Genomic DNA, 3835 nt, shown 5'->3' on the forward strand with positions numbered 1-3835 from the left:
GTCGGTTAACCTTTATTCCGCATAATTAAAGCCGTATGATTATTATTGTACTCTGTTAATAAAAGCATATGGAATTAAAAGTTATAGCGTTTGATGCCGATGATACCTTATGGGTGAACGAACCGTATTTTTTAAATACCGAAAAAAAGTTTTGTAGCCTGCTCGAAGATTTTTTACCTCAACATACGATATCCAACGAGCTTTTTAAGATCGAGATAGAGAATTTATCGCTCTATGGATATGGCATAAAGGGATATATCCTGAGCATGATCGAAGCCGCATTAAAAATATCCGATAAAAAGATAGGCATAGCAGCTATTGAACTAATCCTGGAATATGGCAAGGAGATGCTTAATGAACCCATTGAGCTATTGGATGGCGTGGATAATGTGCTCGAAACCTTAAAACAACACTACAGGCTGGTGGTAGCTACCAAAGGCGACTTGCTTGATCAGGAACGTAAACTAAAAAAATCAGGGTTGTCGCACTATTTTCACCATATCGAGATCATGTCTGATAAACGGGAAGATGATTATATAAAGTTGATAAAACATCTGGATATTAACCCCGGGGAGTTTTTGATGGTAGGCAACTCCTTAAAATCAGATGTGATGCCGGTTTTAAATATAGGTGGTCATGCTATTCATATCCCGTTTCATACCACCTGGGCCCATGAACATGTTGAAACTAATTTAACCCACGATAATTTTAAACAGGCAGAGTCCATTAATGAAATTTTGCCTTATATACTTGCATGAAACAAAAACTAAACATTGATACCTGGATCCGTAAAGAGCATTTTAATTTTTTCAAAAACTTTGAGGAGCCTTTTTATGGTGTTGTTGTAAATATTGATTGTACTGCGGCTTATAGTTTTGCCAAAGAGAATGACATATCGTTTTTTCTGTATTACCTGCACAAATCATTAACCGCTGTTAATGATCTTGAACCATTCAAATACCGTATTGATGGTGATGATGTAATTATTTACGACCAGATAAACGCTGGGCCCACTATAGGCCGAAGCAATGGCACGTTTGGATTCTCTTATATTGACTATCATTCATCGTTCCATGAATTTATGATTGGGGCAAAAAAAGAAATTGAACGCGTACAAAGTACCACTACCCTCTTTGCGCCAAAACTTGATAATGACATTGTTCATTTTTCATCTTTGCCATGGATTAATTTCACGAGCATATCGCATGCGCGCAGTTTTTCTTTCCCGGATAGCTGTCCTAAGATATCATTTGGTAAAATGACTGAAAACGAAGGTAAAAGAACCATGCCGGTTTCTGTACATGTACATCATGCGTTGGTTGATGGACTGCAGGTGGGGCAATATATTGATCGTTTTCAGGAACTAATGAATGATGGTAGCTAAACCGCCTTTTCCAACACCATCAGTTCTATTACTTGTTTAGGTTCTCCAAAACGGCCATGATGATGAAACGGCTGGATCTCGCCGGTAAAAGCATAACCCCGGCGCTCGTACCAACTGATTAGCTCTGTACGGCTGCTGATCACAGTCATGGTAATGGTATGACAATTCAACTGCTTTGCAATTGCTTCAGCTTCCTCAAGCAGGGCCCGCCCCACTCCTTTCCCCTGTAATACCGGCGATACACTGAACATACCCAGGTACAACTTAGGCCCTTTAATTTCCAGGTAAACAGATCCTGTTATTAGCCCATGATCGTCAACATATTTCAGGATGGTGATCGCTTCATTACTAAAGTATTCGATCAGCGCGGCTTCGTCTATTCTGGTCCCGTCAATCAGATCGGCCTCTGTTGTCCAGCCTTTTTTTGACTCTTCGCCACGATAAGCGTTGTTAATTAAAACGTTCAGTTCGGGCACATCCGCAAGGGTAGCTTTGGTGATTGGCATATATTTTATCATTGGGCCGGCAAACTTACTATTTTGGCTGTATCAAAAAAAGTTACAGCAACTTAAAGTCTTCACGTACCGGATCAAATATGTCAATCAGTTTGCAATCAGTAATAGCTCTGCCACCGTGAATAACATTGGGTGGTATAACCGCGTATGTGCCTGTATCCAATATCTTCGATACACCATCAACAGTGAGCTCAAATTTACCTTCGATAACAAACGCACATTGATGATTTATATGCTGGTGCAGGGCTGATACACAGCCTGCTTTTACCTCGATAAAATTAATGGTATTATTTTCGGTATGTATTATTTTAGAGAAAAAGCCGGGGGCTATCTCTTTGGTTTCGATATCTGCAAATTGATTAAAAACCTGGTTATCCATAGTAATATTATAAAGCTTTTAAAGCTGGCTTCAGCGTAAAAGTAAAAAAATTACGTTTAACCGTGTGGTTACTATTTTTAGTTTGTAATATTTATTTGGTTTGCCTTAGTTAAATAACGAAAACCTACAACAATAAACGGAATGGCCAGCAACAAATCGGCAGTATGGGCTATTGATTCAATTCTTGATATCCTGCTTAATGGAAAAGCTATAGCCCCTAAACAAAGTAAAATACCCAGCCAGCTTTCCACTGCCTTTTTTACGATTAAGTTTATACCCAATACAAGCAAGCTTAGTGGAAACAACGGCCCTGCCCAAAAAAGCAGCACACCAGAACTAATAGGGTATTGAGCTAAAATTTTAAGATATGTTTGATGCGATATGTTAAATACAGTAGAGAAATAGCCGAGCAAACCAAAACCAATACCACCCAAGCAACAACCGTAAATAGCTATAAACAAACCTATTAAATAATAATAAGGCATTTTGTTTTTTAATAAGCCAAAAAGTGTGGTTAATGCGGGAACCCAAAACACCATTGATAAAGCCAATATGGTGGCAGCTGTAACTCCATACTCCCCATCTTGCCAAAAAAATGTAGATGCACCAAATAATATCGGGGCTATAATTGAGGATAATCCAAGTAGCTTTACTTGTAGTAAGTCTGCAGTTACTTTCATAATCAGGGTTTTGCAAATTRTGACTACCCTGTTTTGGTTAGGGTTACACTGATATACAACTATTAAAAAATCACTGCTACACAAAACTAAGCTGTATATTTAAGGGTTAACAATGTATACTTTTAATAGTTATGGCTTTTATCGATTATTATAAAACACTGGGCTTAACTAAAACCGCTTCGGATAAAGATATAAAAAACGCCTACCGGAAGCTGGCCCGTAAATACCATCCCGACCTTAACCCTAATAATGCAGAGGCTCATAAAAAATTCCAGGAATTGAACGAAGCTAATGAAGTATTGAGCGATCCGGAAAAGCGCAAAAAGTACGATAAGTATGGCGAAAACTGGCAGCATGGCGAAGCTTACGAACAGCAAGCCCGGCAGCAACAGCAAAACAATTATGGCGATGCCGGAAGTTTCGGTGGCTTTAGTGACGCTGAACGTTTTGGGGGTGGCGATTTCTCTGATTTCTTTAAATCGATGTTTGGCGGAGGTGGCAGCAGGCAAACTAAATACCGTGGTCAGGATTATAATGCGGAGTTACATTTAAACCTGCAGGATATCGCCGAAACCCAAAAGCAAACAATAACGGTTAATGGTAAAAATCTTCGTATTACCGTTCCGGCTGGGATTGAGAACGGGCAAACTATAAAAATATCTGGCCATGGCGGGCCGGGTGTAAATAACGGCCCGGCGGGTGATCTTTATATTAAATTCCACATCTCTGATGATGCACGTTTTAAACGGGATGGCCGCAATTTGTATGCTCATGTAAAACTTGACCTTTATACTGCCGTACTTGGCGGAGAAATAACAGCCGAAACCCTAACAGGAAAAGTTAAAGTTAAGGTAAACCCCGAAACACAGAATGGCGC

At 39.5% G+C, this 3835-nt stretch carries 6 protein-coding genes; 3 read left to right on the forward strand and 3 right to left on the reverse strand.

The window, feature by feature from the left end; genetic code table 11:
• The first annotated feature begins 68 nt into the window (after positions 1–68).
• Positions 69–758: an HAD family hydrolase gene (locus AC1DRQ_RS30080; protein WP_477429591.1), complete on the forward strand. Its 690-nt coding sequence runs from the start codon at positions 69–71 to the stop codon at positions 756–758.
• Entirely contained in the window at positions 755–1384 is a 630-nt protein-coding gene (locus AC1DRQ_RS30085) for a CatA-like O-acetyltransferase (RefSeq protein WP_477429593.1), read from the forward strand. Before AC1DRQ_RS30080 ends, AC1DRQ_RS30085 begins: the two co-directional genes overlap by 4 nt.
• On the opposite strand, the gene AC1DRQ_RS30090 is transcribed toward AC1DRQ_RS30085, so the two are convergent.
• The 3 genes from AC1DRQ_RS30090 to AC1DRQ_RS30100 all read right to left on the reverse strand — a co-directional run bounded on the left by AC1DRQ_RS30090 (position 1381) and on the right by AC1DRQ_RS30100 (position 2958).
• Positions 1381–1890: a GNAT family N-acetyltransferase gene (locus tag AC1DRQ_RS30090; protein WP_429392445.1), complete on the reverse strand. Its 510-nt coding sequence runs from the start codon at positions 1888–1890 to the stop codon at positions 1381–1383. The two genes, AC1DRQ_RS30085 and AC1DRQ_RS30090, sit on opposite strands and share 4 nt — an antisense overlap.
• Before the next feature lie 52 nt (positions 1891–1942).
• A complete protein-coding gene (locus AC1DRQ_RS30095; RefSeq protein WP_477429596.1) occupies positions 1943–2278 on the reverse strand; it encodes a cupin domain-containing protein in 336 nt (111 codons plus the stop codon).
• A 77-nt stretch (positions 2279–2355) separates the two neighbouring features.
• The gene (locus AC1DRQ_RS30100) at positions 2356–2958 is read right to left on the reverse strand and encodes a hypothetical protein (protein WP_477429598.1); all 603 of its coding nucleotides are present in this window, start codon (positions 2956–2958) and stop codon (positions 2356–2358) included.
• Between the two features lie 131 nt (positions 2959–3089).
• Between AC1DRQ_RS30100 and AC1DRQ_RS30105 the strand changes: the two genes are divergently transcribed.
• Positions 3090–3835, forward strand: a 746-nt coding sequence (locus AC1DRQ_RS30105; protein WP_477429600.1) for a DnaJ C-terminal domain-containing protein, incomplete at its 3' end; no start/stop codon positions are given.

The sequence above is a fragment of the Mucilaginibacter sp. P4_E8 genome (assembly GCF_056401495.1).

What these genes read in the sequence shown, in the direction of transcription:
- AC1DRQ_RS30100 (WP_477429598.1), bottom strand. Translation starts at nt 2,958, where the DNA reads ATGAAAGTAACTGCAGACTTACTACAAGTAAAGCTACTTGGATTATCC.
- AC1DRQ_RS30095 (WP_477429596.1), bottom strand. Translation starts at nt 2,278, where the DNA reads ATGGATAACCAGGTTTTTAATCAATTTGCAGATATCGAAACCAAAGAG.
- AC1DRQ_RS30090 (WP_429392445.1), bottom strand. Translation starts at nt 1,890, where the DNA reads ATGCCAATCACCAAAGCTACCCTTGCGGATGTGCCCGAACTGAACGTT.
- AC1DRQ_RS30085 (WP_477429593.1), top strand. Translation starts at nt 755, where the DNA reads ATGAAACAAAAACTAAACATTGATACCTGGATCCGTAAAGAGCATTTT.
- AC1DRQ_RS30080 (WP_477429591.1), top strand. Translation starts at nt 69, where the DNA reads ATGGAATTAAAAGTTATAGCGTTTGATGCCGATGATACCTTATGGGTG.